Here is a 25590-nt window from a genome sequence, read left to right as displayed (position 1 = left end):
ACGCGTGAGCGTAGCTGAAAACCAGGCGGCGGCCGGGCGCGGCAGCGCCCGCGCCGTGGCCATCCTATCGTCGCTCGGCCGCTTTCTGATCATTGCGGTGACGACCTATCTCGGTCTGCTCGCGGTGACCTTCTTCATCGGCCGAGTCATCCCGATCGATCCGGTGCTGGCCGTTCTCGGCGACCGGGCGCCGACGGCCGTCGTCGAGCGCACGCGCCGCGAGATGGGTCTCGACCTGCCCTGGATCGAGCAGTTCTACCTCTATGTCAAAAGTGCGTTGAGCGGCGACTTCGGCACGTCGGTGCTGACTACCAATCCGGTGATGACGGATATCCGCCGCGTTTTCCCGGCGACCATCGAACTGGCGACGCTGGGCACGATCATCGGCGCAGTCATCGGCGTGCCGCTCGGCGTGCTGGCCGCCGTCAAGCGCGGCAGCTTCATCGACCAGATCGCGCGCATCGTCGGCCTCATCGGCTATTCCGTGCCGATCTTCTGGCTGGGGCTGCTCGGACTGGTGCTGTTCTACGCCAAGCTGCAGTGGATCGCCTTTCCGGCGCGGCTCGATGTCGTCTACGAATACACTTTCACGCCGATCACCGGCTTCTACCTGCTCGATGCGGCGATCCAGGGGCAGTGGGACGTCTTCTACGACGCCTGGCGCCACATCGTCCTGCCGGCCTCGCTGCTCGGCTATTTCGCGCTTGCCTATATCAGCCGCATGACGCGTTCCTTCATGCTGAACGAGCTGGCGCAGGAGTATATCGTCGCGGCGCGTGCGAAAGGCCTGTCGGAGACGCGCATCATCTGGGGCCACGCGCTGCGCAACGCCGCCGTGCCGATGGTGACTGTGATCGCGCTTTCCTACGCCAACCTGCTCGAAGGCTCGGTGCTGACCGAGACCGTCTTCTCCTGGCCCGGCATCGGCCTCTACATCACCAACTCGCTGCAGAACGCCGACATGAACGCCGTGCTCGGCGGCACCATCGCCATCGGCTCGGTCTTCATCGCCATCAACCTTTTCTCCGATCTGCTCTACCGGCTGCTCGATCCAAGGACGAAGACCGGATGATCGGAGCTATTGCCGTTTTGGGCTTGGCCGCGGCCAACCACCCCCGCTCCGGCCCTTCGGGCCACCTCTCCTCGTGCCTGGGGGAGAGGACGAGCCGGTCGCACGCCTGGCGCCTTTCCTCACGCCCGTCGAACGGGGGAGAGGTGGTCTGCGAAGCAGACCGGAGTGGGGGTCGACAGCTTCACGAGTCACCCTCATGACCGTCTCCGTTCCCCTCTCGCGCCGCGAATGGCTGCTCAGCGATCGGCCGGCCTCGCGCCTGCAGGCAAGGCTCGGCCGCGCCTATGTCGCCTGGGGGCGCTTCTCCGCCAATCGGTTGGCGCTGGTCGGCATGCTGATCATCATCGCGCTGCTGGTGGTCGCTGCCTTTGCTGATGTGCTCGCACCTTATTCGCCGACCGTTGGTGATCTCAAGAACGCCCGACTGCTGGCGCCCAGCGCCGCGCACTGGTTCGGCACCGACGACCTCGGCCGCGACATCTATTCACGCATCGTCTATGGCTCACGCTGGACGCTTTATGTGGTGATCCTCGTCGCCATCATCGCCGCGCCCATCGGCCTGCTGGTTGGCACGATCGCCGGTTATGCCGGCGGCTGGACCGACACGATCCTGATGCGCATCACCGACATCTTCCTCGCCTTTCCCAAGCTGGTTCTGGCGCTGGCTTTCGTTGCCGCGCTCGGCCCCGGCATCGAGAATGCCGTACTGGCGATCGCCATCACCTCATGGCCGCCCTACGCGCGCATCGCGCGCGCCGAGACGCTGACGGTGCGCAATTCCGACTACATCAAGGCGGTGCAGCTGATGGGCGCCTCGCCCTTCCGCATCGTGCTGCGCCACATCATGCCGCTCTGCATCTCCTCGCTGATCATCCGCGTCACGCTCGACATGGCCGGCATCATCCTCACCGCCGCCGGCCTTGGTTTCCTCGGTCTCGGCGCGCAGCCGCCATTGCCCGAATGGGGCGCGATGATCGCATCCGGACGCCGCTTCATCCTCGACCAGTGGTGGGTGGCCGCAGCCCCAGGTGCCGCCATCCTCATCGTCAGCCTTGGCTTCAACCTGCTCGGCGACGGCCTGCGCGACGCGCTCGATCCCCGGAGTGGCGACCAATGAGCGACACGCTTCTCGAGGTCGACGATCTGCGCGTCACCTTCCCGACCCGCACCGGCCTCGTGCAGGCGGTGCGCGGCGTCTCCTTCTCGCTCGGTCGCGAGCGGTTGGGCATCGTCGGCGAAAGCGGCTCCGGCAAATCGCAGACCGGCCGCGCCATCATGGGGCTGACCCCGCCGCAGGCTGAGGTTTCGGCGACGAAACTCGCTTTCGACGGCATGGATCTGCTTTCCATATCGCCGCGTGAGCGCCGGGCGCTGCGTGGAAACCGCATCGCCATGATCCTGCAGGACCCGAAATATTCGCTCGATCCGGTCATGACCATCGGCCGCCAGATCGTCGAGACGCTGCGCACGCATGAGAAGGTCGGAAAGACCGAAGCGCGCGAACGGGCGCTGGCGATGCTGCAGGCGGTGCAGATCCGCGACCCGGCCCGCGTCTTCGACCTTTACCCGCATGAGGTCTCGGGCGGCATGGGCCAGCGCGCCATGATTGCCATGATGCTGGTCACCGGACCCGAATTGATGATCGCCGACGAGCCGACCTCGGCGCTCGACGTCACCGTGCAGCTCGACGTGCTCAATATCCTCGACAAGCTCGTCGCCGAGCGCGGCATGGGGCTGATCTTCATCTCGCACGATCTGCGCTTGGTCTCCTCCTTCTGCGACCGCGTCGTCGTCATGTATGCCGGCAAGGTGGTCGAGCAGATCAAGGCTTCGGAGCTGCGCGACGCTCAGCACCCTTACACGCGCGGCCTGCTCAACTGCATGCCCAGAATCGGCTTCGAGCGCCATCCGCTGCCGGTGCTCGACCGCAAGCCGGAGTGGGCGGCATGACGGCTTCCATCACTGTCGAAGGGCTGGAAGTGGTCTTCGACCGGTTTCGCGCGCTGAAGGGCGTCAGCCTCGAAGTCAGGGAAGGCGAGTCCTACGGGCTCGTCGGCGAAAGCGGTTCCGGCAAGTCGACGCTGCTGAGAGCAATCACAGGTCTCGCGCCGGTTTTCTCGGGCACCATTACCGTCAAGGGCAAGACGCTCGGCAAAACTCGCGACAAGGCGTTCTATCGCGAGGTGCAGATGGTCTTTCAGGATCCGTACGGCTCGCTGCATCCGCGTCAGACCGTCGACCGCCTGCTGCAGGAGCCTCTGGCCATCCACGGCATTGCCGACGGCGAGAAGCGCATCGAGCGTGCGCTGGACGAGGTCGGGCTTGGCAAGGGCTTCCGCTTCCGTTACGCGCACCAGCTCTCCGGCGGCCAACGCCAGCGCGTCGCCATTGCGCGTGCGCTGATCCTCGAACCTTCGATCCTGTTGCTCGACGAGCCGACCTCGGCGCTCGACGCCTCGGTGCAGGCGGAGGTGCTGAACCTGCTGGAGGAGGTCCGGCGGCGCCGCAAGCTCACCTTCCTGATGGTCAGCCACGACCTCGCCATCATCACCCATATGTGCGAGCGGCTGATGGTGATGCAGAACGGCGAGGCCGTGGAGACGCTGACCGCGAGCCAGCTGATCGGCCATCGCGTCAGCGAGGATTATACGCGCAATCTGTTGAGGGCCAGCGAAGGATTTGTGAGGGCTTAGCCCGCAATGCCAAGCCGCGTCCCTGCCCAGGTGTACTGGGAGGCTATCTGGGGCAGGCCCAATTGACTGGACCACGTGCCGACTTGAGCAAAACGTGAAATAAGGTCAGAAGGGATTTCAACGGCATCAAACGAGAACGGGCCCAGTCTCGATGAGGGATGGCCCGATTGAGGGATGAGATGAAGAATTCAGCCATTTCCGAACGCAAGAACCAGTCGATCTCGCGCGGCGTCGGCATGACGACACAGATCTACGCCGAACGCGCCGAGAATTCGGAAATCTGGGATGTCGAAGGCCGCCGCTACATCGACTTCTCGTCCGGCATCGCCGTCGTCAACACCGGCCACCGCCACCCGAAGGTGATCGAGGCCGTCAAGGCGCAACTTGACCGCTTCACCCACACCTGCCACCAGGTCGTACCCTATGAAAGCTACGTGCATCTCGCCGAGCGCCTGAACGGCCTGCTGCCCGGCAAGTTCGACAAGAAGACCGTGTTCGTCACCACCGGCGCCGAGGCGGTCGAGAACGCAATCAAGATCGCCCGCAACGCCACCGGCCGTCAGGCGGTCATCGCCTTTTCAGGCGGCTTTCATGGCCGCACCTTCATGGGCATGGCGCTGACCGGCAAGGTCGTGCCCTACAAGGTCGGCTTCGGCGCCATGCCCGCCGATGTCTTCCACGCCCCGTTCCCGGTGGCGCTGCACGGTGTCTCGGTCGCCGATTCGCTTGCCGCGCTCGACAAGCTGTTCAAGGCCGATGTCGATCCGGGCCGCGTTGCAGCCATCATCGTCGAGCCGGTTCAGGGCGAGGGCGGCTTCTACGAGGCGCCGCGCGATTTCATGGCAGCGCTGCGCAAGATCTGCGATCAGCACGGCATCCTGCTGGTCGCCGACGAAGTGCAGACCGGCTTTGCCCGCACCGGCAAGATGTTCGCCATGGATCATCATGACGTGGCGCCCGACCTCACCACCATGGCCAAAAGCCTCGCCGGGGGCTTCCCGCTGTCGGCCGTCACCGGCCGCGCCGAGATCATGGACGCGCCCGGCCCCGGCGGGCTCGGCGGCACCTATGGCGGCAGCCCGATCGGCGTTGCCGCCGCGCACGCAGTGCTCGACGTCATCGAGGAGGAAAAGCTCTGCGACCGCGCCAATGCGCTGGGCGCGCGGCTGAAGCAGCGGCTGGTATCGATCCGCGAGGACGTGCCGGAGATCGTCGACATCCGCGGTCCGGGCTTCATGAACGCGGTCGAGTTCAACGACGTGAAGAAGGGGCTTCCGTCAGCGGAGTTCGCCAACGCGGTCAGGCTGAAGGCACTGGACAAGGGCCTCATCCTGCTCACCTGCGGCGTCTATGGCAACGTCATCCGCTTCCTGTCGCCGATCACCATCCAGGACGGCGTCATGACCGAGGCGCTGGATATCCTGGAAACCTCGATCCGCGAGGCGCAGGCCGCCTGAGGATGGTGCGGTGCTCTTCTGACGGTCTGCGCCGGCGCGCAAGCCGTCAGGAGCCCGGATTTTGTAACCAGGATGGGATATCCATCTTGGCGTGAAGCACGCGCCACACATCGATGTGGTCTGCCTGTTCAATATAGAAGATCAAATATGGATGACGCTTGAGCGGCAGGCTGCGTAGGCCGGGCAACCCAACTTCATAACTATATCTCAGAGAGCCTGATGCCGGGTGGCTGGCTATTAACTTGTAGGCATTCTGAAGGTCCTCGACATAGCCTAACGCCACGTGCGAACCAGCTTCACGTGCATAATAATCGACAGCGTCCTCGATATCGCGCAGAGCAAGCCTTCGAGGAATAATTGGCTTGGTGGCCACTAACTTATTGGCCCTGCGCTCGTTTCCTCAACGCTGCGAAATAATCATCGTCAACGGGCTCACTCGGCGCGGACGACGCGCCCTCTAGGAGCAAGCGGCGCAAAAGTTGACGATCCTGATCCTGGCGGATCAATTCACGCACATATTCGCTGCTCGTGCCATAGCCTCGATCAGTCACTTGCTGATCGACAAAATTCTTCAAGCTATCCGGCAGTGAAATGTTCATCGTGCTCATTCAGCCACTTTATGATCTATGGCAAAAATTGGCAATCTCTACGCGCTCGCCCTTGCCGGTTCGTCCCGACTGAAGGCCGCAAGCGCCGCCTTCAGCGCATCCGGCCCGCCTGCCACCGTTTGCGGCGTCGGCGAGAAGCCGGCGCCGAGCATCTTGCGGCCAAGCATGTGGTCGGCCGGGCGGTTGACGGATTCGATACCGAGCAGCCGGTTGCCCGCATAGTGGTAGATCGAGAACTTGTTCTCGGCGAGATCGCCCAGCACGACATGGTGATCGCCGCCTTGGGTCAGGCCCACCATCTGCAGCTTCATGTCGCCGATATCCGACCAGAACCACGGCACGGCCGAGAAGGGCTCGCCATGGCCGAGGACGGTGCGTGCGGCAAGCCGCGCCTGGTCGGTGGCGTTCTGCACCGATTCCAGCCGCACGTCGCCGCCGGTGAACCAATGCCGGTAGGAGGCCGCGTCGCCGATGGCGAGGATTTCGGGAACAGAGCTTTGCATATGCTGGTCGACGCGGATGCCGTTGCCGGTTGCCAGGCCGGCGGCTTCAGCCAGTTCGACATTGGGCACCACGCCGATGCCGATGATCACCATCTGCGCCGGCAGGCGTTCGCCGCCCGACGTGATCGCGGCCGCGACGCGGCCGCCTTCGCCTTCCAGGCGGGCAATGGTGGTGCCGGTCAGGATGCGCACGCCGATCGCTTCCAGGCGCTGGCGCACATGCGCGGCGATGACCGGCGCCACGGCGCGGCCGAGCAGCCGGTCGACCGCCTCGACGACGGTGACGTTGCGGCCGGCCGCTCTCAGCGTCGCCGCGATCTCCAGGCCGATGAAGCCGCCGCCGAGAATGACCACGTCCTCGCTTTGCGCGCTGAGCTCGCGGATCAGGCGCGCATCGGCCAGCGAGCGTAGCGAGATCACGCCAGCAAGGCCGGCGCCGTCGAGCTTGAGCAGGCGCGGCCGCGAGCCGGTGGCAAGCACCAGCCGGTCGAAGGCAAGCGTTCCACCGCCTGCGACATTCAGCCGGCTCGCGCGGGCATCGATGCCGTCGATGCGCACTCCCGGCCGGTAATCAATGTTGTTGCCGGTGTAGAAGGCTTCGCCGCGCAAGGGCTGCGGCTTGGCCTCGGCGTCCTTGATGAAGGTCTTGGACAACGGCGGCTTGTGATAGGGCAGGTCCTGCTCGTCGCCGACCAGGACAACCGGCCCTTCATAGGCCTCTTCGCGCAGGCTGGCGGCCGCCTGCACGCCGGCATGGCCCGCACCGACAATCACAACCCCGTTGGTCATCGCAATCCTTTTTGGCCAGCAAATTTAGGCCCTTGCGCCAAGTGGCGATTGTCCGTCACCGCCGCAAGGGCCGCGCATCGGGTCGCACCCAGAATGGCTGTCTGTCAATCGGGCCCAGCGAGGCAGCCCTGGGCTTAAAAGTTGATATTCGTAGTTTAGAATAATTCTAAACTATTGTTTCAATTGATTTTTTCTGTCTCGCCAGTTGACTCCAAGCCTCTCCGTCGCTTTATGGAGAACTGCGCGCAAAGCGCATTCCTTTGATGTCTGGGCCTTGAACCCTTTCGATTGGAGGCAAGTGGGTGTCTTTTTATCGCGAACCGCGCATCGACGCGGCCACCATTTTTCCCGGCATGATTGTGCCTCGGCGCGGGTGGGCGCCTTTTGTTGAATTTCCAAAGAACTGGAGAAGGATGATGACGGCACGTAATGGCGGCAGGCTGGCTGCGATCTGCGCCACGGCTGCGCTGACGGCGGCGGTGTTCGTGTTGCCGGCGAAAGCCGAAACGGACGCCAAGGCGGTGATCAAAACCTATGCCGACATCGCTTTAGCCAAATATGAGGATTCGCTGACCACTGCGCAGGCGCTGGATAAGGCGGTGGATGCGCTCATTGCCAGCCCCTCGGCAGACACGCTGAACGCCGCGCGCGAGGCCTGGAAGGCGGCGCGCATTCCTTACCAGCAGACAGAAGTCTACCGCTTCGGCAACAAGATCGTCGACGACTGGGAAGGCAAGGTGAATTCGTGGCCGCTGGATGAGGGCCTGATCGACTATGTCGCCAAGAGCTATGGCACCGAGTCGGACGAAAACGCGCTCTATACGGCCAACGTCATCGCCAACAAGGAAATCGAGATCAACGGCAAGAAGGTCGATGCCTCGAAGCTGACGCCCGAGTTCCTCTCCGGCACGCTGCAGGAGGCCGGCGGCGTCGAAGCCAATGTCGCGACCGGCTATCACGCCATCGAATTCCTGCTCTGGGGCCAGGACCTGCATGGCACCGGCCCTGGCGCGGGCGAGCGGCCTTATACGGATTACGACCTCAAGAACTGCACGGGCGGCAATTGCGACCGCCGCGCCGAATATCTGAAGTCGGCAAGCGACCTTCTGGTGTCCGACCTGCAGGAAATGGTCGGCAACTGGAAGGAAGACGGCGCCGCGCGCAAGAACCTCACCGAGGGCGATGCGAATGCCGCCATCTCCACCATCTTCACCGGCATGGGCTCGCTCTCCTATGGAGAGCTCGCCGGCGAGCGCATGAAGCTCGGCCTGTTGCTGCACGACCCGGAAGAGGAGCACGACTGCTTCTCCGACAACACCTACATCTCGCATCTCTATGACGCGGTCGGGATCCGCGACGCCTACCATGCCAGCTACAAGCGGCTCGACGGCTCCGTGGTCTCGGGTCCGTCGGTGTCCGACATGGTGAAGGCCGCCGATCCGGCGATCGACAGGGAGCTGTCGGGCAAGCTCGACACCACCGTCGCCAAGATGGAGGCCATCCAGGCGCGTGCCCTTGCCGGCGAGGCCTATGACCAGCAGATCGCCGAGGGCAACACGGAAGGCAACGCCACGGTGCAGGCGGCGATCGACGCCCTCATCGACCAGACCAAGTCGATCGAGCGCGCCGTCGGCTCGCTCAAGCTGAACCAGATCGCTTTCGAGGGTTCCGACAGCCTCGATGCGCCCGACAAGGTGTTCAAGTAAGATCGGGCATGATCCCAAAAACCGGTTTTTGGACAGGATCATGTGAAACCAGCCAAGCGGCGCCGGAACGGCGCCGTCAGCCAGAGCAAGTAGATGCTGATCTGCCATTGCAACATCATCACCGAAAAGGAGATCGAGCAGACGATCGTCGGCCTGCTGGACGAGGATCCCTGGCAGCTGATCGTGCCCGCGAAGGTCTACCACGCGATGGCCAAGCGCGGTCGCTGTTGCGGCTGTTTCCCAAATGTGGTGGAAACGATCATTCGGGTCACCGAGAATTACCACGCCCGCTCAGAGGTGGGGGGCGTGGACATCGTTTCACACCTGGATCGCGTGCGAGGCTTGCGCGGCCAATACGGGAGCAGAACCCATGAAAGGCGAACCGCAGGTCATCGAGCGGCTTAATGAAGCTCTGTTTCTCGAGCTTGGAGCCGTCAACCAGTACTGGGTGCATTACCGTCTGCTCGAGGATTGGGGCTACACCAAGCTGGCAAAGAAGGAGCGGGCGGAATCGATCGAGGAGATGCATCACGCCGACCGGCTGATCGCGCGCATCATCTTCCTCGAGGGTCACCCGAACCTGCAATCCGTCGCGCCGTTGCGCATCGGCCAGAACGTCAAGGAAGTGCTCGAATCCGATCTCGCCGGCGAATATGACGCGCGCACCGCCTACAAGCGCTCGCGCGAGATCTGCCAGGACGAAGGCGATTTCGTTTCGATGAAGCTGTTCGAGGATCTTTTGGCGGACGAGGAAGGACATATCGACTTCCTGGAAACGCAGCTCGATCTGCTTGCTTCGATCGGCGAGGAAAAATACGGCCAACTCAATGCCGACGCGGCCAACGAGGCGGAGTAAGGACATGCGGGAATGCGGCGCCCCGTAGATTTTTCGCGCCGCGCGTGGCGGGCCGGGATTCACGGCTTGCCGTCCCAAAAGACCCCGCGATACCGGATTGGTCGCGGGGCATGGCTTTTGCTGGCGATCATGCCTTCCGCATCCGCCTTGGCCGGTGAGCCCGCCGCTCTGCCGACAAGCCGCACCGACCTGACGCCGAAGGACCAGGCGCGGGTTCTGGCGGTCACCAGGCCAACGGCCGATTTCACCAGGCCGGAGCCGTTCGAGCTGATGCAGGGCGGCGCCGGCACCTCGCGCAAGGACATCAACCGCGATGCCTTCTCACAATCCTCCGCCAATATCACCTTCGAAGAAGAAGGAACCTTCAAGCTCGGCAACGCGCTGTTTCGCAAGAACTGGGTGTCGTCGCCGTCCTCGACCCAGGCTTCGGACGGGCTCGGCCCGCTCTTCAACGAACGCGCCTGCCAGAACTGCCATCTGAAGGATGGCCGCGGGCGTCCTCCGGAAGGCGATGCCGGATCGACATCGATGTTCCTGAGACTCGCGCGCGATGCCGGCAGCGCCGAGGAAAGGGCCGCGCTCACCGATCATAAGCTGCTGAACTTTCCCGATCCCGTCTATGGCGCGCAACTGCAGGACCTTGCGGTTCCCGGGCTCAGGGGTGAGGGCCGGATGCGCGTCGATTATCAGGAGCAAAAAGTTACGCTCGGCGACGGTGCCGTCGTTTCACTGCGCAAGCCGAGCTATACGATCGAAAATCTCGGCTACGGTCCGCTCGATCCGCGCACCACGCTGTCGCCGCGCCTGACGCCGCCGATGATCGGGCTGGGCCTGATCGAGCAGATCGCGCCGGCCGATATTCTCGCCAATGCCGATCCGGACGATCGCAACAGTGACGGGATCTCGGGCAGGCCGAACATGGTGCGCGACGAGCTGAGCGACGCGGTGACCTTGGGCCGCTTCGGCTGGAAGGCGCAGACCGCCTCGATCCGCCAGCAAACGGGCGATGCCTTTGCTGGCGATATCGGCATCTCGACGCCGGAAATGCCGAAGCATTGGGGGGATTGCACCGAGGCGCAGACGGATTGCCTGGCCATGCCAAACGGGGTGCAGCAACGCCTCGGCACGGCCGAGGCGTCGCCGCCGGTGATGGACCTCGTCACCTTCTATTCGCAGAACCTGGCCGTGCCGGCGCGGCGCGACATCGGCAAGCCGGACGTGCTCGCCGGCAAAAAGCAGTTCTACGAGATGGGCTGCATTGCCTGTCACACGCCGAAATTCGTCACCATGCGCGGCACGCCGAACAAGGCGCAGGCCTTTCAGCTGATCTGGCCCTATTCCGACTTCCTGTTGCACGACATGGGCGAGGGCCTTGCCGATGGGCAGCGGGTGGGCGAAGCCACGGGGACCGAATGGCGCACCCCGCCGCTCTGGGGCATCGGGCTTACCGCGACGGTCAACGGCAATGCCTTTTACCTGCATGACGGCCGCGCGCGTACGCTTGCTGAGGCGATCCTGTGGCATGGCGGCGAGGGACAGAAGGCGCGCGACCGCTTTGTCGGTGCCGCCGCGGCCGATCGCGACGCGCTGATCAAATTCCTGGAGTCCCTCTGATGTCGAAACGCGTCGCTCTGATGTCGAAACGCATGGCCCTTGCTCTTCCGTTCCTTCTGGCCGCAGTGATGCCGGCATCGGCTGCGGTCAAGGCTTCCGATGTCATCGGCCGCGCGATCGACGGCTTCGTCCGCCCCGCCTATGCCAGCCTCGATGAGCATGCGGCGGGCCTGACCAAGGCGATGCACCAGCTTTGCGAAGCGCCGTCCAAGGAGAAGCTCGAAGCGGCTCGCGCGGCGTTTTCAGGCACGGTCGAGGCCTGGTCGGTAGCCGAGATCATCGCCTTCGGGCCGATCAAGGAGAACAACCGGCTGGAGCGCATGCTTTATTGGCCGGACCGCAAGAGCATCGGCCTGAGGCAAGTGCAGGCCACGCTCGCATCCAAGGACCCATCAGACATCGATCCGGCGCAACTGGCGCAAAAGAGCGTCGCCATGCAGGGCCTCGGCGCGCTCGAATATGTGCTTTACGGCGACGGCGCCGAAACGCTTGCCGGGAAAGACGATCCTTACCGCTGCGCCTATGGCGCGGCGGTTGCCGGCAATATCGAAACGATGGCGGGCGAGGTGCGCGACGCCTGGCAAAAGCCCGATGGTTTCGCGTCGCTCTGGGCCAATCCGGGGCCGAAGAACCCGCTCTACCGCGACGGCAACGAAGCGGTGACGGAACTGGTCGGCGTCTTCATCAACGAGCTGGAAATGATCCGCGACGTGCGGCTCAAGGGATTTCTCGGCGCGAAACCCGATGCCGATAAGCCGAAGCAGGCGATCTACTGGCGCTCGCAGAACACGACGGCCTCACTGGCCGCAAACCTGTCCGGCATCGACCAGCTGTTCCAGGCCTCCAGGCTCGGCGACGCGCTGCCCGCCGACGCGCAATGGATGGCAGAGTCCATCCACATCCAGCTCAGCAACGGCGTGACGACAGCGAAATCCGTTGCCGGTCCGATCGACAAGGCGCTCGCCGACCCCGCGCTGCGCGGCAAGCTCGAGCATTTCGCGCTGATCACCTCCAGCCTGTCGACCTTGATCGGCACCAGGATGACCGCCGAGTTCGGCCTGACCGCCGGCTTCTCGTCGCTGGATGGGGATTGATGCCGTGAGAACCGCCCTCATCCACCGCCGCGATTTCCTGCGGGCAGCGGGCGTGGGCTTCGCCGCCGCCATGGCGCCGCGCGCATGGGCTGACACGCTTGCCGCGGATGCGGTGTTTGCCACGGCCTTCGTCAAGCGCGACGGCAGCTTCGGCGCCGCCGTGCTCTCCGAGGCGGGGAAAATCCTGCATACGGTCGATCTGCCGGATCGCGGCCACGACGTCACTTTCGATCCGGTGTCGAAGCGCTCGGTGGTCTTTGCCCGCCAGCCCGGCACCTTTGCGGTGGTCTTCGACCATGCCGGCCGCGACAAGCCGCTGACCATCGCCAGCATCGCCGGCCGGCATTTCTTCGGCCATGGCGTGTTCTCGCCTGACGGCGCTCTGCTCTACGCTACGGAGAACGACTTCGACAACGCGGCAGGTGTCGTGGGCGTCTACGATGCGCGGGCGAAATTCAATCGCGTCGGCGAGTTCCCGACCTACGGCATGGGACCGCATGAACTGCTCCTGCTTGGCGATGGCCGCACTTTAGCCATCGCCAATGGCGGCATCGAGACCCATCCCGATTTCGGTCGCGCCGAACTCAACATCGCGACAATGAAGCCGTCCTACACGCTGGTCGACCGCGTCACCGGCGACCTCATCGAAAAGCACGAACTGCCGCCGGCGCTGCATCAGCTTTCGATCCGCCACATGGATCGCGACCAGGTGGGCACCGTCTGGTTCGGCTGCCAGTATCGCGGGCCGGCGACCGACCGGCCGGCGCTGGTCGGGCGCGCCGCGCGCGGCAAGGAGCTCGAGCTCCTGGAGATGCCGCAGGACGTGCTCTCAGGCTTGCGCAATTATGTCGGCTCGGTCGCCGCCAATGGCGCAACGGGCACCGTCGCCATCACCTCGCCGGAGGGCAATTCGCTGGCCGTCATCGATGCCGCCAGCGGACGCGTGGTCACGACAAGAGCGCTGGTCGAGGTCTGCGGCGTCGCGCCCGACGGCTCCGGCTTCATGGCGACGACCGGCGCCGGCGAGATCGTCGGTGGCGACGGCGCCACCCGTTCCGAACCGGACTATGTCTGGGACAATCACACGCTGTGCATCGCGGCCACGGCCTGACAACACCAAGATGCCGCTGTGGCGCTGAACCGAAGCCGCTTAACATTTCTCCGCCCTGGCCCTTGCGGCGGCGGCCTATGCCGGGCAGAGGGAATTGTGTTTCGATCCAGTTCGTTAACCGGCCTATGAAGCTGCCCGTATGAAGCTGCTTGCCATCGATTGCGCTGCCAATCTCTGCGCCGCCTGCGTCTATGACGCGGGCGCGGGGAAGGAGCTTGGCCGCGAAGTGCGCGACCTAGGCAAGGGGCATGCCGAGCATCTGATGGCCGTCATCGAGACGGCCTTGAAAGCGGGCGGCATCGGCTACCCTGATCTCAACGCCGTTGCCGTCTCGATCGGACCCGGCTCGTTCACCGGCCTGCGCGTCGGCGTCTCGACCGCGCGCGGCCTGGCGCTGGCGTTGAAAATCCCGGCGATCGGCGTGACGACGCTGGAAGCCCTGGCGGCGGAGGGTGCGAAAACTTTTCCCGAGCGCGCGGTGCTTGCCGCGCTCGACGCCGGCCGCGACGAAATCCACGCGGCGCTCTACGATAAAGCGTTAGCGGAGGCTTACCGACCTTCAGTGATCACGCTTTCCGTGGCGGCGATCATGGCCAACGGCGCCGATGCCGTCCTTGTCGGCACCGCTGCGCCACAGATTGCCGCAGCGGCGGGACGGGCCTTCGACACCGGCCCGGTTGCCGCCACCGCCGACATCGCGACCTATGCCAGGCTGGCGTCGGCCAGAGGGCCGGGCGAAAAGCCCAAGCCGCTCTATCTGCGCGGCGCCGACGCCAAGCCGCAGGCGGGCTTCATTCTTCCAAGACAGGACAACAGTCCAAAGGAAAACCATGATCCCAAAAAGGGGGAGGCGGTTTTGCGGAAAAGTCGTGGTCCAAAAGGAAACGACGCCTGATGCGCATACCGTTCTTTCAGCCGCGCCGCAGGGAATATGCCTTGGAACCGCTGACGGTTGCCGACAGCGCTGCCGTCTCGGAGCTGCATCGCGAGGATTTCGTGCGGCCCTGGACCGATGGCGAGTTCGCGGCGCTGCTCGAACAGGACACGGTGTTCGGCTACGCCGCGCGCGAGACAGGGCAGGGATCGAAACCTCCGGTCGGTTTCGTGCTGGCGCGGCTCGCGGCCGGCGAGGGCGAGATCCTGACCGTGGCCGTCGCCCGTAGCCATCGCCGACAGGGCCTTGGCTGGCAATTGATGGATGCGGTGCTGCGCGAGCTTCATGCGCAGCGCGCCGAAGCGCTCTTCCTTGAGGTCGACGAGACCAATGCGCCGGCGATCGCGCTTTATCGCAGGCTCGGCTTCATCCAGGTCGGTCATCGGCCCAACTATTATCGCTCGACCGAGCACGGTCCGACCGGCGCGCTTGTCATGCGCCGCGATCTTCGCTAGCCACAGTCGCGCATGACCCCGAAAATCGGCTCCGATTTTCGGAAAGGGATCATGCGCCAAGCGGGAGTGTTACAGCGTCCTTTGCGCGCCCTAAGGCGCGCGGCACTGTAATGTTGGGGCCGGAGCGAATGATCAAGAAATTACGGATTTTCCTGGCGCTCTTCTATGTCGTCGTCTGTTCACTGGTGCTGGTGCCGCTGCAGATACTGTCGATGAAGACGGGACTCTGGCCCGAGATCTTCATCCTGAAAATCTGGCATCGCATGATCCTGAGGGCGCTGGGCATGCGGGTGCATGTGAAGGGCGCGCTGGCCAGGGAACGTCCGCTGCTGATCGCGGCCAACCATATCTCCTGGACCGACATCATGGTGCTCGGCTCCTTTGTCGATGTGAAGTTCATCGCCAGGGCCGACATGGAAGGCTGGCCGCTGATCGGCATGCTGTCCAAGTTGCAGCGCACCGTCTACATCGAGCGCGAGCGCAAGCGCACCTCCGGCGACCAGGCGAGCGAGATCGCCAAAAGGATGGCAAAAGGCGACGCCATGGTGCTGTTCGCCGAAGGTTCGACCGGGGACGGCAACCTTGTGCTGCCGTTCAAGAGCACGCTCTTCGGCGCCGCCTCGATGGCGATTTCGGAAGGTGCGGCGGACCAGGTCTTCATCCAGCCCGTGGCGATCGCCTATACGCGCCTGCATGGCATGCCGATGGGCCGCCGCCATCGGCCGATGTCCGCCTGGATCGGCGACCAGGATTTGATGCCGCACCTGAGAACCCTGCTTGCCGAAGGCGCGATCGATGCCGAGGTGCATTTCGGCGAGCCTGTGCCGTTCTCCAAGGGCTCGAACCGCAAGGAAACGGCACGGCTGATGGAAGCCAAGGTGCGCGAGATGATGCAGGCTGTCCTCGCCGACCCGGCCAAGAGCCGATAGCCGATGCATTTCGCCAAAAGTGCGTAGCGGTTTTGGGATAACGACATACATAAAGAAAAAAAGACCTGAAGCGCGTCCTGTCGGGACGACCTGCTTCAGGCAGATTCGTCTGTTTTTTGTCACGGAAAGGCGCTAGAAGCCGCCCGATGGATTTGAACACGATTGAAAGCCACGGCATCGGCGCTGCTGCCGAGCACTCGGCCGGCACGGACCGGACGGCGAAAAAGGTCTTCGTCAAGACCTATGGCTGCCAGATGAATGTCTACGATTCCCAGCGTATGACCGATGCGCTGGCGGCCGACGGCTATGTCGCCACCGACGCCGTCGAAGATGCGGATCTTGTGCTGCTCAACACCTGCCATATCCGCGAAAAGGCGGCGGAAAAGGTCTATTCCGAGCTTGGCCGCATTCGCGACATGAAGGCCGAACGCGCCGAGGCCGGCCGCGAATTGCTGATCGGTGTCGCCGGCTGCGTGGCGCAAGCCGAAGGCGCCGAGATCATCCGCCGCTCGCCAGCGGTCGATCTGGTCATCGGCCCGCAGACCTATCACCGGCTGCCCGACGTCCTGGCGAGGGTCCGTGGCGGCGAAAAGATCGTCGAGACCGAATACGCCGTCGAGGACAAGTTCGAGCATCTGCCGCAGCCGAAGCGCGCCGAGCTTGCCAGGCGCGGCGTCACCGCTTTCCTGACGGTGCAGGAAGGTTGCGACAAATTCTGCACCTTCTGCGTGGTGCCTTACACGCGCGGCTCCGAGGTTTCGCGCCCGGTGGCGCAGATCGTCGCCGAGGCCGAGCGCCTCGCCGAGGCCGGCGTGCGCGAGGTGACGCTGCTCGGCCAGAACGTCAATGCCTGGCACGGCATCGGCGAAAATGGCGAGGAATGGGGCCTTGGCCGCCTGCTGTTTCGTCTGGCGGAAATCCCCGGCCTGGCGCGGCTGCGCTACACCACCAGCCATCCGCGCGACATGGACGACGAATTGATCGCCGCGCATCGGGACCTGCCGGCGCTGATGCCCTATCTGCATCTGCCGGTACAGTCGGGGTCCGACCGGATTTTGAAGGCGATGAACCGGCGCCATACGGCGCGCGACTATCTGGCGCTCATCGAGCGCATTCGCGCCGCCCGCGCCGATATCGCCATGTCCGGCGACTTCATCGTCGGCTTCCCCGGCGAGACGGATGAGGATTTCGAAGCGACACTGAAATTGGTACGCGAGGTGAACTATGCCTCGGCTTTCTCGTTCAAATATTCGCCGCGCCCCGGCACACCGGGTGCCGAAATGGATGGCCATGTCTCGGAAGCGGTGAAGGACGAGCGTCTGCAGGCTCTGCAGGCTCTGCTTCTCAGGCAGCAGCAGGATTTCGGCTTGAGCCTGGTCGGCAGGACCATCGGCACGCTGATCGAGAAGCCTGGCCGGCAGGCAGGGCAGAAAGTTGGCCGTTCGCCCTGGCTGCAGCCCGTTATTGTTGACGACAAGGCCGGCGGAATCGGTGACATTATCGACGTACGAATCACAAGGACCGGCTACAATAGCCTGTTCGCCGAACTGGCCTGACGGGCCTCGGCAGATGAGGAGAGACGGTTGAGCGCTGCTGAACTGAAGAATCCGCCCCCGAACCAGGCGTCCGGGGCTTCCGACATGGCGCACATCGTACTGACCTTCGACAACAACAAGCTTGCCAGCGCCCTTTACGGTCAATTCGACGAGAATCTGGCCCGGCTCGAGCAGAAGCTCGGCGTGGATATCCGTTCGCGCGGCAACCAGCTTGCGATCAAAGGCTCGGCTCCGGCCGCCGAGCAGGCGCGCCGGGCGCTGGATACGCTCTACGGCATCCTGCAGAAGGGCGTCGACATCGGCCAGTCGGATGTCGACGGCGCCGTGCGCATGGCGATTGCCGCCGACGACCAGCTGACGCTGCCCACCTTGGAGCGCAAGGGCAAGGTTTCGGCCGCTCAGATCGCGACGCGCAAGAAGACGATCTATGCCCGGTCGCTGACGCAGGACGCCTATATGCGAGCGCTGGAGCGCTCGGAAATGGTCTTCGGCATCGGCCCGGCCGGCACCGGCAAGACCTATCTGGCGGTCGCGCATGCGGCCATGCTGCTCGAACGCGGCATGGTTGAGCGCATCGTGCTGTCGCGCCCGGCCGTCGAGGCCGGCGAGCGGCTGGGCTTCCTGCCCGGCGACATGAAGGAGAAGGTCGACCCCTATCTGCGGCCACTCTACGACGCGCTCTACGACATGATGCCGGCCGACAAGGTCGAGCGCGCGATCGCCGCCGAAGTCATCGAGATCGCGCCATTGGCCTTCATGCGCGGCCGCACGCTGGCGCATGCGGCGGTGATCCTCGACGAGGCACAGAACACCACGCCGATGCAGATGAAGATGTTCCTGACCCGTCTCGGCGAGAACTCGCGCATGATCGTCACCGGCGATCCGACCCAAATCGACCTGCCGCCCAACACCAAGTCGGGGCTGGTCGAGGCGCTGCGCATCCTCGACGGCGTGCCGGGCATCGTCACGGTCCGCTTCAACGAAGGCGACGTGGTGCGCCACCCGCTGGTCGCCGAGATCGTCAAGGCTTATGACCGCGACGGCAAGCTGGCACGAGGCCTCGGCGCCGAAAGCTGATCAAAGGCCGCATGGCTGCAGACAACAAATCCTCTGCCGGAATCCCGGTCGACATCGATATTTTCATCGAGGCCGGCGCTTGGCCCGCGGAAGCCGAGTTGACGCGTTTGGTCGAGCGCGCCGTTGCGGCCGCTTTTGCCGAGACCGGCGCGGGCGGCGCTTCCGAGCTCAGCGTCGTTTTTTCCGACGATGCCCATATCCAGGCGCTCAATGCCGAATGGCGCGGCAAGGACAAACCCACCAACGTCTTGTCTTTCCCGGCTTTTTCGTTTTCGAAAGGCGGCAAGCTGCCGCCGATGCTGGGCGATATCGTGCTGGCTTCCGAGACGGTGTCTCGCGAGGCGGCACTGGAAGACAAGCCGGTTGCGAACCATATCAGCCATCTCGTCATCCATGGCCTGCTGCATCTTCTGGGCCATGATCACGAGACCGACGCCGAGGCCGAGGAGATGGAAGCGATCGAGCGCGCCGCGCTCGCGAGGCTTGCCATTCCCGATCCCTACGCGTAACAAAAAAGCTCAATTGACCCGATGGCGATGAACGACACCCCAGAAACTGCCGCCCGTCCGGACGCCGGCAGTGCTGCCAAGCCTTCCGAAAAGACGGAAGAGGGCTCCAGTCCGAGTATTCCCACCGGCAGCGCGGCCGCCGAGCCGACGCATGCCGGTCCTTCCCTCTTCGATCGCGTGCTTGGCCTGTTCCGGCACCGCAACGGCACCAGCCTGCGCGAGGAAATCGCCGGCGCGCTTGCCGAAACGGCGACCGATGCCGGCGCCTTCTCGCCCGGCGAACGCGCCATGCTCAACAACATCCTGCGCCTGCGCGAGGTCCGGGTGGAGGACGTCATGGTGCCGCGCGCCGACATCGAGGCGGTCGAGATCAACACGACGCTTGGCGATCTGCTTGGGCTGTTCGAGCAGTCCGGCCATTCGCGCATGCCGGTCTATTCCGAGACATTGGACGATCCGCGCGGCATGGTCCACATCCGCGACGTACTCGCCCATATCACCAAGGTCGCCCGCGTCAAGAAGGGCCGCAGCAGAGCGAAGGCGCCGGTGTCGACCGCGCTCGACCTTGCTCAGGTCGACCTTGCGCGCACCATCGGCGATCTCAGCCTGATCCGCCCGGTTCTGTTCGTGCCGCCCTCGATGCTTGCCTCCGACCTGATGGGGCGCATGCAGACGACCCGCACGCAGATGGCGCTGGTCATCGACGAGTATGGCGGCACCGACGGCCTCGCCTCGCTGGAGGATATCGTCGAGATGGTGGTCGGCGACATCGAGGACGAGCATGACGACGACGAGCCGATGATCACGCAGACCGGCGACGGCGTCTTCGTCGTCGACGGCAAAGCCGAGATCGACGAGGTCGCCAAGATGATCGGCGAGGATTTCGCCGCCGGCGAGCATGGCGAATATGTCGACACCATCGGCGGTATGATCTTCAACACGCTCGGCCGCGTCCCCGCTCGCGGCGAAGTGGTGCAGGCCATCCCAGGTTTCGAGTTCCACGTGCTCGACGCCGACCCGCGCCGCGTCAAGCGCGTGCGCATCGTGCAGAGCCAGAAAGGCGAGCGTCGCCGCCGCGCCGCGCGCACCGAGCAGGCCTGACACCGTCGCGACATGCCCGTCGACGATCCTTTCAAGCATGCCGTTCTCGGCTCAGGCGTCTTCTATAAAGATCCGCGCGCCGCATTGACCTGGCTGCAGGCGGCCTTCGGCTTCGAGCCGAGCATGGTGGTGAGCGACGCCGACGGCCGGCTTGTCCACGCCGAAATGCGTTTCGGCGACGGCTACATCATCGTCGATTGCGAATGGGCCGAGCATGTCGCCAGCCCGGCCTCGGTCGGCGGCAAGAACACCCAGGCCGACTATATCCGGCTGCGGCAAGATCTCGACGCTCATTGCGAAAAGGCACGTGCGGCCGGCGCGGAAATTCTTCAGGGACCGACGGATCATTTCTACGGCGAGCGCCAATACCGCGCCCGCGATCCCGAGGGTCATGTCTGGACGTTCAGCCAGACCGTGCGCGTTGTCCCGAAGGACGAGGCCGAGCGGCTGAGCGGCCTGCGGATCGAGGGCTGGCACAACTGAGCATTTTGCACCCAACCGGAATCGCTTGGCGTTGCAGAATTGCGGCCAAGGCAAAGAGCTATGGCGGGATACTGGTTCCCGCTATAGCGCGACGGCGCATCAGGCTGCGCTTATCTGGGGTTTGGATCGGGCGGCGCAGCCTGTTAAACCTCTAGCTCCCTGATTCGCGCGACTTGGGAAGCTTGATGCAGCGCTTTGCCGGCCGGATAATTCTGCTGTGGGGGTGGCGGCGGGCGCTGGTGGCGTTTGCCGCCGGAGCGCTGGCGGTGCTTGCCCAGGCGCCTTACGATTTCTTCGCCGTCTGCTTCGTTTCGTTTCCGGTCCTTGTCTGGCTGCTCGACGGCGCCACCGGCGAGGCGTCAGATGGCTGGTTGAGGCGCCTGAGGCCGGCCTTCGCCGCTGGCTGGTGGTTCGGCTTCGGCTATTTCCTGGCCGGCCTCTGGTGGATCGGCCAGGCATTGCTGGTCGAGGCCGATACGTTCGCTTGGGCCTTGCCCTTCGCCGTTGTCGGCATCCCCTTCGCGCTGGCCTTCTTCTATGGTTTCGCCACGGTCGTGGCGCGGCTGTTCTGGAGCAGCGACATTGGTCGTATTGCGGCGTTAGCCTTCGGCTTCGGGCTCGCGGAATGGCTGCGCGATTTCCTCTTCACCGGCTTCCCGTGGAATGCCGTCGGCTATGCCGCAATGCCGGTGCCGCTCCTGATGCAGAGCGTATCGGTGACCGGCATGATCGGCATGAATGCGCTCGCGGTCTTTGTCTTTTCGCTTCCGGCGCTCATCGCCGCGCGCCGCCATCTCAAGCTCGGCCTCGCCTTGTTTGTCATCCTCGTCGCCGCCCATGTCGGCTTCGGCTATGTCAGGCTTGCGGCACCGGTCGAACCGAGCCGCGCGATCGACGTCCGTATCGTCCAGCCCGCTGTCGATCTCAGCGAGAAGTGGGATGCCTCGGTACGCGACCGCATCTTTGCGACTTTGCTGGGGATATCGGGGAAAGCGCCGGAACAGGGCCGTGCCAAGCCACAGCTTATCCTGTGGCCGGAGACATCGGTGCCGTTCCTTTTCACCGAGCGTCCGGACGCGCTGACTGCGCTGGGCGACATGCTGGCCGACGGCCAGATGCTGATAGCCGGTGTCGTGCGCGAAGAGGGCGGATCGGCCAATGCCGGCAGCCGCTATTACAATTCCGTCGTGGCGATCAACGAGAAGGGCGAGATCGTCGATGCCGTCGACAAGGTGCATCTGGTGCCCTTCGGCGAATATCTGCCCTTCGCCGACTTGTTCGAACGCTTGGGCATAGGCCAGCTTGTTGCCGGGCCGATGAATTTCGCCGCCGGCAACGAACGCCATCCGATCGGCGTGCCGGGCGGCCTGCGTGCCGCTCCGTTCATCTGCTACGAGGTGATCTTTCCCGATCTCGTCGCTGCTGACGCTGCATCCGCCGACTTGATTGTGAACGTCACCAACGATGCATGGTTCGGCGACACGCCGGGCCCGTATCAGCACTTCAGGCAGGCCCAAATTCGGGCGGCGGAGAATGGAATGCCTCTGTTGCGCGCGGCTAACAATGGCATATCGGCCGTCGTCGATTCGCGCGGGCGCATTGTCGATGCGCTTGCCGTCGACGCGCGCGGCGCTATCGACGCGCATGTGCCCGTTTCTGGGCGCTCCCTCCTGCCCGCCGAACAGCGACGCATTAACGGATTGCTGATCATGTTGCTGTTTGCGCTGATTGCCTTCACACTGAATGTAAGGCAGCGGCTACGGGTGAATTGACAGTCGGCACATTAGAAACTCATACTGTAACGCCTAAAATTTTCTCGAAGTCGGTTGGAGGGTTCTGTTGGGGCAGGTGGCTCCGGCTTCATATGGGCGGAACAAATAGAAAAAGCCGGAAAAATTCGGCGAGGAAAAAATGACAGAAGAGAACAAGAAGAAGCCGAATCCGATCGACATCCATGTCGGGAGCCGCATCCGGCTGCGTCGCAATATGCTTGGAATGAGCCAGGAAAAGCTGGGTGAAAATCTCGGCATCACCTTTCAGCAGATCCAGAAGTACGAGAAGGGCACAAACAGGGTTGGCGCCAGCCGCCTGCAGGCGATCGCTTCCATCCTGAGCGTTCCTGTCGCCTTCTTCTTCGAGGATGCTCCGGGCGAGGAGCCCGCCGGCGGCACCAGGGGATTTGCCGAAGACTCCTCGATGGCGTTCGCCATTGAATTCTGCGGCAGTCCCGAAGGGCTTCAGCTCAACCGGGCCTTCGTCAAGATCGGCGACGTCAAGGTGCGCCGCAGGATCATCGATCTGGTGAAGGCGCTTTCCGCCGAGGACGCCGATTGATTTGCCTGATGCCGCCGGCGGTTTCATGCCGCCGGTGGCATAGCCGACCTTGCCTACATTCATGCCAGATCCGTCGCGCCGCTTGACGAGCGGCGCCCGGCACCGCTAACACGTGGCGCGCCAAAATCGGCAGCTTGCCGATCTTTTCAAGAGGGGACACCCGTGACGCGGCAGAACTATCTCTTCACCTCGGAATCCGTCTCCGAGGGTCATCCCGACAAAGTCTGTGACCGTATCTCCGACGAGATCGTCGATCTGGTCTATCGCGAAGCCAAGAAAACGGGCATGGATCCGTGGAAGGTGCGCGTTGCCTGCGAGACGCTGGCCACCACCAACCGCGTCGTCATCGCCGGCGAGGTCCGCGTCCCGGACACGCTTTTGAAGAAGGACAAGGCGGGCAACGTCCTCAAGGACGCGTCCGGCCACCCTGTGGTCAACCCGGCCAAGTTCAAGTCGGTTGCCCGCAAGGCGATCCGCGAGATCGGCTACGAGCAGTCCGGCTTCCACTGGAAGACCGCCAAGATCGACGTGCTGCTGCATGGCCAGTCGCCCGACATCGGCCAGGGCGTCGACAATGCCGCCGACCGCCAGGGCGAGGAAGGGGCCGGCGACCAGGGCATCATGTTCGGCTACGCCTGCCGCGAGACGCCCGACCTGATGCCGGCACCGATCTATTACAGCCACAAGATTCTCGAGCTGCTGGCAGCGGCACGTCATGAAGGCAATGGCGAGGCCGGCAAGCTCGGCCCGGACGCCAAGAGCCAGGTCACCGTGCGCTATGCCGACGGCAAGGCGGCGGAAGTCACGCAGATCGTGCTCTCCACCCAGCATCTCGATGCGAACTGGGACTCCAAGAAGGTCCGCAAGGTGGTCGAGCCCTATATCCGCGAGGCGCTTGGCGACTTGAAGATCGCCGAGGACTGCAACTGGTACATCAACCCGACCGGCAAATTCGTCATCGGCGGACCTGACGGCGATGCCGGCCTCACCGGCCGCAAGATCATCGTCGACACCTATGGTGGCGCAGCCCCCCACGGCGGCGGCGCCTTCTCGGGCAAGGACACCACCAAGGTCGACCGTTCGGCCGCCTATGCGGCGCGCTATCTTGCCAAGAACGTGGTGGCGGCCAAGCTTGCCGACCGCTGCACCATCCAGCTCTCCTACGCCATCGGCGTCGCCCAGCCGCTGTCGGTCTATGTCGACCTGCACGGCACCGGCAAGGTGGACGAAGCGAAGCTCGAGGATGCGCTGCGCAAGGTGATGGACCTGTCGCCGTCGGGCATTCGCCGTCATCTCGACCTCAACAAGCCGATCTATGCAAAAACCTCGTCCTACGGCCACTTCGGTCGCAAGGCCGGTCGCGACGGCTCCTTCTCCTGGGAAAAGACCGATCTTGCCAAGGCGCTCAAGGACGCCGTCGCCGCCTGACGCCAGCGGACGCAAAGGATAGGCCGAGCCGGGCGACCGAGGGATTCTTCGGTCGCCGGCACGGCAAGACTATACGCCCGCAGCAGGCGATCGCCCTCGAAAGCGGCCTGCGCCAATACCTTATCGACCTGACGGCGCAAGCGCCAGCCGATCTCAGGACCTTGTTCAAGGCACAGGTTTCGGTGCTCCAGCTGGAAATCGGCTTCGGTGGCGGTGAGCATCTCCTGCATCGCGCGACGGAAGCGCCGGCAACCGGTTTCATCGGCGTCGAGCCCTTCGTCAACGGTATGGCTAAGATGATGACGGCGCTTGCCAAGGCGCCGCTTGCCAATCTCAGGGTCTATGACGACGACGCCACGCGCCTGCTCGACTGGCTGCCGTCTGGCTCGCTCGACGGCATCGACCTGCTCTATCCCGATCCGTGGCCGAAGAAGAAGCACTGGAAGCGGCGTTTTGTCGGCGCCGCCAATCTCGACCGCTTTGCCCGGGTGCTGAGATCCGGCGGCAGGTTCCGCTTCGCCTCCGATATCGACAGCTATGTGAACTGGACGCTGCTTGCCTGCCGCGAACACGGCGCCTTCGCATGGCAGGCCGAGGACGCTTCCGGCTGGCACCAGCCCTATGACGGCTGGCCAGGCACCCGCTACGAGGCCAAGGCCATCCGCGAAGGACGGCGGCCGGCCTATCTGGCCTTCATCCGGAAATAGACGGCACCAAGGTGTCGTAATCAGCCGCTCTAGAAGCGGCCGATTCGGTCGAAAGCGGCCGGATCGATGCCGAGTTTCTTCAGGTCGCTGCGTCGCCGCTCCGCCTCACGGCATGCGGAGTTGACGAATCACTTTGGTTCTACCACATTCACAATGAACCAGAATGGAGACAGGATGATGAGCGCCTTCACCGTGCGGCTTCCGGATGAGACTGTGGCCAAGCTGGACCAACTGGCGGAAAAGGTGGATCGCTCTCGTTCCTACGTCGCCGCTCAAGCGATCGAAGACTATGTCGCCAGGGAAGAATGGCAGCTTGCCGAGATCGAGGCCGGCCTTGACGAAGCCGATCGAGGAGAATTCGCACGCGAGAAGGACTTGGCCGGCGTCATAGCGAAATACGTCAAGCCCGAACGATGAAGCGGACCCGCTGGACCCAGCGCGCCGTGCGTCGTCTCGACCAGGTTGGCGCTTTCATCGAAAAGGACAATCCAACGGCCGCGGCACGAGTGGTTGCCGGTATCGTTTCCTGTGCGGACAATCTCGCCGAGCAACCCGCCATGGGGCGGGTCGGGCG

The 25590-nt window shown here is 63.9% G+C and carries 28 protein-coding genes; 25 read left to right on the top strand and 3 right to left on the bottom strand.

Translation table 11 applies throughout. The annotated features are described in order from the left end of the window. Positions 1–4 precede the first annotated feature (4 nt). The 5 genes from LB529_RS21725 to LB529_RS21705 all read left to right on the top strand — a co-directional run bounded on the left by LB529_RS21725 (position 5) and on the right by LB529_RS21705 (position 5222). Positions 5–1072 carry an ABC transporter permease gene (locus LB529_RS21725; RefSeq protein WP_224631245.1) on the top strand — a complete coding sequence of 356 codons (1068 nt, stop codon included), beginning with the start codon at positions 5–7 and terminating at the stop codon, positions 1070–1072. 196 nt (positions 1073–1268) lie between these two features. Beyond that, positions 1269–2189 carry a nickel transporter permease gene (nikC, locus tag LB529_RS21720; RefSeq protein ID WP_224712299.1) on the top strand — a complete coding sequence of 307 codons (921 nt, stop codon included), beginning with the start codon at positions 1269–1271 and terminating at the stop codon, positions 2187–2189. Continuing rightward, on the top strand, positions 2186–3022 hold the full coding sequence (locus tag LB529_RS21715) for an ABC transporter ATP-binding protein (protein WP_095765985.1): 837 nt from the start codon (positions 2186–2188) through the stop codon (positions 3020–3022). Before nikC ends, LB529_RS21715 begins: the two co-directional genes overlap by 4 nt. Continuing rightward, complete coding sequence (locus LB529_RS21710; protein WP_224712298.1) at positions 3019–3765, top strand: ABC transporter ATP-binding protein; 747 nt, start codon at positions 3019–3021, stop codon at positions 3763–3765. The genes LB529_RS21715 and LB529_RS21710 overlap by 4 nt, the downstream gene beginning before the upstream one ends. Before the next feature lie 179 nt (positions 3766–3944). Next, positions 3945–5222: a 4-aminobutyrate--2-oxoglutarate transaminase gene (locus LB529_RS21705; RefSeq protein ID WP_224526736.1), complete on the top strand. Its 1278-nt coding sequence runs from the start codon at positions 3945–3947 to the stop codon at positions 5220–5222. 46 nt (positions 5223–5268) lie between these two features. Here LB529_RS21705 and LB529_RS21700 read toward each other — a convergent pair whose 3' ends face one another. Genes LB529_RS21700 through LB529_RS21690 form a run of 3 tightly spaced genes read right to left on the bottom strand, consistent with a single transcriptional unit; the run spans position 5269 to position 7122 of the window. Continuing rightward, a complete protein-coding gene (locus LB529_RS21700; protein ID WP_224526733.1) occupies positions 5269–5595 on the bottom strand; it encodes a type II toxin-antitoxin system RelE/ParE family toxin in 327 nt (108 codons plus the stop codon). Positions 5596–5599: 4 nt separating this feature from the next. After that, positions 5600–5830, bottom strand: a complete 231-nt coding sequence (locus LB529_RS21695; RefSeq protein WP_224526731.1) for a type II toxin-antitoxin system ParD family antitoxin — start codon at positions 5828–5830, stop codon at positions 5600–5602. Positions 5831–5868: 38 nt separating this feature from the next. Continuing rightward, positions 5869–7122: an NAD(P)/FAD-dependent oxidoreductase gene (locus LB529_RS21690; protein ID WP_224712297.1), complete on the bottom strand. Its 1254-nt coding sequence runs from the start codon at positions 7120–7122 to the stop codon at positions 5869–5871. 416 nt (positions 7123–7538) lie between these two features. Here LB529_RS21690 and LB529_RS21685 point away from each other — a divergent pair, with 416 nt between their 5' ends. From LB529_RS21685 to LB529_RS21590, 20 genes are all read left to right on the top strand, one after another. Further along, positions 7539–8828 carry an imelysin family protein gene (locus LB529_RS21685; RefSeq protein ID WP_224712296.1) on the top strand — a complete coding sequence of 430 codons (1290 nt, stop codon included), beginning with the start codon at positions 7539–7541 and terminating at the stop codon, positions 8826–8828. Between the two features lie 93 nt (positions 8829–8921). Then, positions 8922–9233 carry a (2Fe-2S)-binding protein gene (locus LB529_RS21680; protein WP_224712295.1) on the top strand — a complete coding sequence of 104 codons (312 nt, stop codon included), beginning with the start codon at positions 8922–8924 and terminating at the stop codon, positions 9231–9233. Further along, the gene (gene bfr, locus LB529_RS21675; protein ID WP_224712294.1) at positions 9199–9684 is read left to right on the top strand and encodes a bacterioferritin; all 486 of its coding nucleotides are present in this window, start codon (positions 9199–9201) and stop codon (positions 9682–9684) included. Before LB529_RS21680 ends, bfr begins: the two co-directional genes overlap by 35 nt. A 129-nt stretch (positions 9685–9813) precedes the next feature. Beyond that, positions 9814–11298, top strand: a complete 1485-nt coding sequence (locus LB529_RS21670; RefSeq protein ID WP_411962567.1) for a di-heme oxidoredictase family protein — start codon at positions 9814–9816, stop codon at positions 11296–11298. Between the two features lie 20 nt (positions 11299–11318). Continuing rightward, on the top strand, positions 11319–12392 hold the full coding sequence (locus LB529_RS21665; protein ID WP_224545244.1) for an imelysin family protein: 1074 nt from the start codon (positions 11319–11321) through the stop codon (positions 12390–12392). 4 nt (positions 12393–12396) lie between these two features. Beyond that, a complete protein-coding gene (locus LB529_RS21660; protein ID WP_224545228.1) occupies positions 12397–13503 on the top strand; it encodes a DUF1513 domain-containing protein in 1107 nt (368 codons plus the stop codon). A 139-nt stretch (positions 13504–13642) separates the two neighbouring features. Beyond that, positions 13643–14398 (top strand): tRNA (adenosine(37)-N6)-threonylcarbamoyltransferase complex dimerization subunit type 1 TsaB, encoded by a 756-nt coding sequence (gene tsaB / locus LB529_RS21655; RefSeq protein ID WP_224545229.1) that lies wholly within the window; start codon positions 13643–13645, stop codon positions 14396–14398. After that, positions 14398–14892 carry a ribosomal protein S18-alanine N-acetyltransferase gene (gene rimI / locus LB529_RS21650; RefSeq protein WP_224545230.1) on the top strand — a complete coding sequence of 165 codons (495 nt, stop codon included), beginning with the start codon at positions 14398–14400 and terminating at the stop codon, positions 14890–14892. The genes tsaB and rimI overlap by 1 nt, the downstream gene beginning before the upstream one ends. Before the next feature lie 128 nt (positions 14893–15020). Next, positions 15021–15821: a lysophospholipid acyltransferase family protein gene (locus tag LB529_RS21645; protein WP_224545231.1), complete on the top strand. Its 801-nt coding sequence runs from the start codon at positions 15021–15023 to the stop codon at positions 15819–15821. A gap of 146 nt (positions 15822–15967) precedes the next feature. Further along, positions 15968–17377, top strand: coding sequence for a tRNA (N6-isopentenyl adenosine(37)-C2)-methylthiotransferase MiaB (gene miaB / locus LB529_RS21640; RefSeq protein ID WP_224712293.1), 1410 nt, complete (start codon positions 15968–15970; stop codon positions 17375–17377). Positions 17378–17461: 84 nt separating this feature from the next. Further along, a complete protein-coding gene (locus LB529_RS21635; RefSeq protein WP_411962568.1) occupies positions 17462–18454 on the top strand; it encodes a PhoH family protein in 993 nt (330 codons plus the stop codon). A gap of 11 nt (positions 18455–18465) precedes the next feature. After that, entirely contained in the window at positions 18466–18963 is a 498-nt protein-coding gene (ybeY, locus tag LB529_RS21630; RefSeq protein WP_224712292.1) for an rRNA maturation RNase YbeY, read from the top strand. Positions 18964–18990: 27 nt separating this feature from the next. Then, a complete protein-coding gene (locus LB529_RS21625; RefSeq protein WP_224712291.1) occupies positions 18991–20064 on the top strand; it encodes a hemolysin family protein in 1074 nt (357 codons plus the stop codon). Positions 20065–20076: 12 nt separating this feature from the next. Next, positions 20077–20547, top strand: a complete 471-nt coding sequence (locus LB529_RS21620) for a VOC family protein (RefSeq protein ID WP_224712290.1) — start codon at positions 20077–20079, stop codon at positions 20545–20547. 185 nt (positions 20548–20732) lie between these two features. Then, on the top strand, positions 20733–22319 hold the full coding sequence (lnt, locus tag LB529_RS21615) for an apolipoprotein N-acyltransferase (RefSeq protein ID WP_224712289.1): 1587 nt from the start codon (positions 20733–20735) through the stop codon (positions 22317–22319). A 139-nt stretch (positions 22320–22458) separates the two neighbouring features. After that, the gene (locus LB529_RS21610) at positions 22459–22881 is read left to right on the top strand and encodes a helix-turn-helix domain-containing protein (RefSeq protein WP_140545192.1); all 423 of its coding nucleotides are present in this window, start codon (positions 22459–22461) and stop codon (positions 22879–22881) included. Positions 22882–23043: 162 nt separating this feature from the next. Next, positions 23044–24309: a methionine adenosyltransferase gene (gene metK, locus LB529_RS21605; protein WP_095765968.1), complete on the top strand. Its 1266-nt coding sequence runs from the start codon at positions 23044–23046 to the stop codon at positions 24307–24309. Then, the gene (gene trmB / locus LB529_RS21600; protein ID WP_224527093.1) at positions 24306–25016 is read left to right on the top strand and encodes a tRNA (guanine(46)-N(7))-methyltransferase TrmB; all 711 of its coding nucleotides are present in this window, start codon (positions 24306–24308) and stop codon (positions 25014–25016) included. Before metK ends, trmB begins: the two co-directional genes overlap by 4 nt. Before the next feature lie 174 nt (positions 25017–25190). Continuing rightward, positions 25191–25433, top strand: a complete 243-nt coding sequence (locus LB529_RS21595; RefSeq protein WP_224526699.1) for a CopG family ribbon-helix-helix protein — start codon at positions 25191–25193, stop codon at positions 25431–25433. Continuing rightward, on the top strand, positions 25430–25590 hold a 161-nt coding region (locus tag LB529_RS21590), incomplete at its 3' end, for a type II toxin-antitoxin system RelE/ParE family toxin (protein ID WP_224527091.1). The genes LB529_RS21595 and LB529_RS21590, both read left to right, overlap by 4 nt.

Origin of the sequence: Mesorhizobium sp. CA5, assembly GCF_020165105.1 — a bacterium.
In the GTDB taxonomy this organism is placed as follows: Bacteria; Pseudomonadota; Alphaproteobacteria; order Rhizobiales; family Rhizobiaceae; genus Mesorhizobium.
The sequence above is the reverse complement of the archived record's forward strand: the minus strand, read 5'-3'. Positions and strand labels throughout refer to the sequence as shown.

Bases quoted from the DNA above. Each gene is read 5' to 3' on its own strand.
- LB529_RS21690 (WP_224712297.1), bottom strand. From the start codon at position 7,122: ATGACCAACGGGGTTGTGATTGTCGGTGCGGGCCATGCCGGCGTGCAG.
- LB529_RS21710 (WP_224712298.1), top strand. From the start codon at position 3,019: ATGACGGCTTCCATCACTGTCGAAGGGCTGGAAGTGGTCTTCGACCGG.
- LB529_RS21695 (WP_224526731.1), bottom strand. From the start codon at position 5,830: ATGAGCACGATGAACATTTCACTGCCGGATAGCTTGAAGAATTTTGTC.
- LB529_RS21625 (WP_224712291.1), top strand. From the start codon at position 18,991: ATGAACGACACCCCAGAAACTGCCGCCCGTCCGGACGCCGGCAGTGCT.
- LB529_RS21635 (WP_411962568.1), top strand. From the start codon at position 17,462: ATGGCGCACATCGTACTGACCTTCGACAACAACAAGCTTGCCAGCGCC.
- LB529_RS21670 (WP_411962567.1), top strand. From the start codon at position 9,814: ATGCCTTCCGCATCCGCCTTGGCCGGTGAGCCCGCCGCTCTGCCGACA.
- nikC (WP_224712299.1), top strand. From the start codon at position 1,269: ATGACCGTCTCCGTTCCCCTCTCGCGCCGCGAATGGCTGCTCAGCGAT.
- LB529_RS21620 (WP_224712290.1), top strand. From the start codon at position 20,077: ATGCCCGTCGACGATCCTTTCAAGCATGCCGTTCTCGGCTCAGGCGTC.
- lnt (WP_224712289.1), top strand. From the start codon at position 20,733: ATGCAGCGCTTTGCCGGCCGGATAATTCTGCTGTGGGGGTGGCGGCGG.
- LB529_RS21715 (WP_095765985.1), top strand. From the start codon at position 2,186: ATGAGCGACACGCTTCTCGAGGTCGACGATCTGCGCGTCACCTTCCCG.
- LB529_RS21665 (WP_224545244.1), top strand. From the start codon at position 11,319: ATGTCGAAACGCATGGCCCTTGCTCTTCCGTTCCTTCTGGCCGCAGTG.
- LB529_RS21705 (WP_224526736.1), top strand. From the start codon at position 3,945: ATGAAGAATTCAGCCATTTCCGAACGCAAGAACCAGTCGATCTCGCGC.
- rimI (WP_224545230.1), top strand. From the start codon at position 14,398: ATGCGCATACCGTTCTTTCAGCCGCGCCGCAGGGAATATGCCTTGGAA.
- LB529_RS21595 (WP_224526699.1), top strand. From the start codon at position 25,191: ATGATGAGCGCCTTCACCGTGCGGCTTCCGGATGAGACTGTGGCCAAG.
- LB529_RS21680 (WP_224712295.1), top strand. From the start codon at position 8,922: ATGCTGATCTGCCATTGCAACATCATCACCGAAAAGGAGATCGAGCAG.
- LB529_RS21610 (WP_140545192.1), top strand. From the start codon at position 22,459: ATGACAGAAGAGAACAAGAAGAAGCCGAATCCGATCGACATCCATGTC.
- miaB (WP_224712293.1), top strand. From the start codon at position 15,968: ATGGATTTGAACACGATTGAAAGCCACGGCATCGGCGCTGCTGCCGAG.
- ybeY (WP_224712292.1), top strand. From the start codon at position 18,466: ATGGCTGCAGACAACAAATCCTCTGCCGGAATCCCGGTCGACATCGAT.
- LB529_RS21685 (WP_224712296.1), top strand. From the start codon at position 7,539: ATGACGGCACGTAATGGCGGCAGGCTGGCTGCGATCTGCGCCACGGCT.
- bfr (WP_224712294.1), top strand. From the start codon at position 9,199: ATGAAAGGCGAACCGCAGGTCATCGAGCGGCTTAATGAAGCTCTGTTT.
- LB529_RS21645 (WP_224545231.1), top strand. From the start codon at position 15,021: ATGATCAAGAAATTACGGATTTTCCTGGCGCTCTTCTATGTCGTCGTC.
- tsaB (WP_224545229.1), top strand. From the start codon at position 13,643: ATGAAGCTGCTTGCCATCGATTGCGCTGCCAATCTCTGCGCCGCCTGC.